The following is a 2983-nucleotide window of genomic DNA, read 5'->3' on the forward strand; positions in this document are numbered from 1 at the left end:
GGTTATCGACGTTGACCTTAACGCTCCATTTATTGTTTCTAAAGCTGTTATCCCTTCAATGATTAAAAAGGGTCACGGTAAAATTATCAACATCTGCTCGATGATGAGCGAGCTCGGCCGCGAGACTGTATCTGCTTATGCAGCAGCTAAGGGCGGTCTCAAAATGCTCACACGCAACATCTGTTCTGAATACGGCGGACAGAACATCCAGTGTAACGGTATCGGACCTGGATACATCGCTACTCCACAGACAGCACCACTCCGCGAAAAACAGGCAGATGGTTCACGCCATCCGTTCGACCAGTTTATCTGTGCAAAAACTCCGGCTGGACGCTGGCTTGATCCAGAGGAACTCGCAGGTCCTGCAGTATTCCTTGCATCAGACGCTTCAAACGCTGTAAACGGCCATATTCTCTATGTAGACGGTGGTATCCTCGCTTACATCGGTAAACAGCCTTCATAAATAATGAACCCCGCGGATTGCGGGGTTTTTTGTTTTATTTATCTTCTTTTGCGACTATAATATGTGCAGCTTCTAAAGTTTTAGTTTCTGTATTCATTTTTTTAACTGCAACATAATCCCCTTTCTGTACATCTGAAAATTTAACTTCTTCCATTGGATGCCGCCGTTCTTTTTTGTTGTCTTTTGGCTCTATCTCTTCATTATGAGAATTAATCCTTGTGAATGGATTTACATGAACTTCTGTTTCTTTACCATCGATATCTTTAACAGTCAGTATTTTTTTGTCTTCTGAAATTGAACTGACTGTTCCAAAAACATCTGCTCCGCCAATTCCCATTCCGCCATGTCCTGCCATGGGTCCTGATAAACGGGGTTCAAAGTCTTTCTCAGAAACTCCATTCATTGGATGACCATAGGGATTCCCACGGAGATCGCCTGCTTCTTTTGCGAAAGCGGTTGATGTACCAATGCCAAATACAAGAGCTGCAACTGCAACTGATGTGAATAAAGATTTTTTCATATTCTGCTCCTTTTTCGGTTTGGCCGAAAATTATAATTTTTGTCAGAAATTGCTGACGAGAATAACTTTATTGCAGATAAGAAATCAAAACATGAATTGTCTGTGAAATGAAGATGAAAGAATTTTCAGAAAACTTTCCTTTCAGATTAAGGGAAAAACTTCAGGTGCTGTGTTATAATTTTAATAAATGAAGCAGAAAATCTTTTTTGTTATTCTGACAATTCTCTTTTTAAGCCCAATGCTGATTTTTTCAGAAGATTTGCAGGAAATTGATTTTTTCCCGCGAAGATTTCCACCTGACAGGCCTGGTCGTCAGGAAAGCATGAATTACAATGGCAGAAAAATGCCGCGCCAGGGAGGAAATTTTGCAGTTATTGGCGTTAAAGTTGATGAAGCCGGCGATTATTTTATTCTTTCAGTCTTTTTTAATGATGCAGTTGATACAAATTCAATTCATTCTCAGAGAATTTTTATAAATGATGAGCCACTGCCATTTCAGACAGAATTTCTTTTCAATAAAACAAGGCATATGACGCAATTCTTTATAAAAAAATGTCCGGAAAATTTTTCAATAAAGATAACAGATGTTTTTTCTTTTGACAGAAGACCTTTAAAAACAACTGAAATTCAAAATCTTGAATCAAAATCATTTTTTAAATATTCACCGGTGGAGAAAAAATGGCAGAAAAATTGCGAAAATCAAGAATATTAATCGTTGAAGATGACAAAGAACTTTCAAAAATAATGCAGCTTGAACTTGAGCATGAAAACTTTGAGACACAAACTGCTGAAGACGGAAGAGAGGCTCTCGAAATAATTAATACTGCAGCAATAGATTTAGTTCTTCTTGATGTTATGCTTCCAAAAGTGAGCGGGCTGGAAGTTCTTCGTAAAATCCGTAATGAAATCAATGAAGATCTGCCTGTAATTCTTGTAACTGCCCGTGGAGAAACAATAGATAAGGTTGACGGACTAAACAGCGGTGCAGATGATTATATTTCAAAGCCATTTAAAATCGAAGAACTGCTGGCAAGAATGAATGCAGTTTTGAGACGAGCAAATAAATCAAAGACAAAGCCGCAGATTTTAAAAAACGGCACAATTCAAATGATTTGTGATGAAATGAAAGTGTTTTTTGGAGAAAATCAGATTGAACTTTCTAAAAATGAATATCTTCTTTTAAAATATTTTATGGAGAATCCCGGAAAAATTCTTTCGCGTGATGAAATTATTAAATGTGTCTGGGGTGAAGATTATTACATTGAGGAAAACAGTGTTGATGTTTATGTCAGGCATTTACGTTCAAAATTCTGTGATTCTTTAATAAAAACTGTACGTGGAATGGGATATATTATGCAGGAGATTGAGTAGAGGTTATGAAAAAAGCAAAACTGGTTTCTTTTTCTCTTTCATTTCGCTTTATGCTTCTTCTGGCATTTTCTATGCTTGCACTTTCTGTGCTTTTTGTTTCTTTACTTCGACTGTCTGTTATGAATCAGCAGAATTCTGATCTTGAAAAAAGTGTTTCACAAATAGAACAGACAATCTTTTCAGGCGGAACAGATGAAATAGCGTTTTTGCCGCTTCCTTATTACATAACTTATGCGGTATTTCAAGAGGATGGAAAACAACTTCTTGCGACAAATGACAGTCTTCTTCCACTAATAAAATCAGACGGAAAAATCAGAAATTATTATGTTAAGAATTTTTTTACAGATGGAGATTTGAATATCCGCTATCTTTCAAAAGAAATACAGATTTCAAAAAAATCAGTAATAATTGAATGTGCAATTGATATATCTAACGATTCTGCCGCCAAAATGCTTCTGGCTCTTCCGCGTCTTCTTTTAATTGTTTTAATTCCAATTATGGGACTTTCTTTTTTGCTTTCTTTTTTGATATCAAGGAGCACAATTTTAGCTTTTAAAAAACTTCGTTCTGATTATGACAGGGAAAAAGCATTTACGAGTAATGTGAGCCATGAATTAAAAACACCTATT

At 36.3% G+C, this 2983-nt stretch carries 5 protein-coding genes; 4 read left to right on the forward strand and 1 reads right to left on the reverse strand.

What is annotated here, in order from left to right:
- Positions 1-463, forward strand: a 463-nt coding sequence (locus ACKI5B_RS03500; protein WP_407425883.1) for an SDR family oxidoreductase, incomplete at its 5' end; no start/stop codon positions are given.
- Between the two features lie 34 nt (positions 464-497).
- On the opposite strand, the gene ACKI5B_RS03505 is transcribed toward ACKI5B_RS03500, so the two are convergent.
- Positions 498-983, reverse strand: a complete 486-nt coding sequence (locus ACKI5B_RS03505; protein WP_407425885.1) for a hypothetical protein — start codon at positions 981-983, stop codon at positions 498-500.
- A gap of 187 nt (positions 984-1170) precedes the next feature.
- On the opposite strand from ACKI5B_RS03505, the gene ACKI5B_RS03510 reads away from it, so the two are divergent.
- The 3 genes from ACKI5B_RS03510 to ACKI5B_RS03520 form a co-directional block, all read left to right on the forward strand.
- On the forward strand, positions 1171-1695 hold the full coding sequence (locus tag ACKI5B_RS03510) for a hypothetical protein (protein ID WP_407425887.1): 525 nt from the start codon (positions 1171-1173) through the stop codon (positions 1693-1695).
- The gene (locus ACKI5B_RS03515) at positions 1662-2354 is read left to right on the forward strand and encodes a response regulator transcription factor (RefSeq protein ID WP_407425889.1); all 693 of its coding nucleotides are present in this window, start codon (positions 1662-1664) and stop codon (positions 2352-2354) included. The genes ACKI5B_RS03510 and ACKI5B_RS03515 overlap by 34 nt, the downstream gene beginning before the upstream one ends.
- Before the next feature lie 5 nt (positions 2355-2359).
- The coding region (locus tag ACKI5B_RS03520) for a sensor histidine kinase family protein (RefSeq protein WP_486401664.1) at positions 2360-2983 on the forward strand (624 nt) is incomplete at its 3' end.

This window comes from Treponema sp., assembly GCF_045657965.1.
Taxonomy (GTDB): domain Bacteria; phylum Spirochaetota; class Spirochaetia; order Treponematales; family Treponemataceae; genus Treponema_D.

Excerpts from the sequence above, each read along its gene's own strand:
- ACKI5B_RS03505 (WP_407425885.1), bottom strand. The coding sequence starts at position 983 with ATGAAAAAATCTTTATTCACATCAGTTGCAGTTGCAGCTCTTGTATTT.
- ACKI5B_RS03510 (WP_407425887.1), top strand. The coding sequence starts at position 1,171 with ATGAAGCAGAAAATCTTTTTTGTTATTCTGACAATTCTCTTTTTAAGC.
- ACKI5B_RS03515 (WP_407425889.1), top strand. The coding sequence starts at position 1,662 with ATGGCAGAAAAATTGCGAAAATCAAGAATATTAATCGTTGAAGATGAC.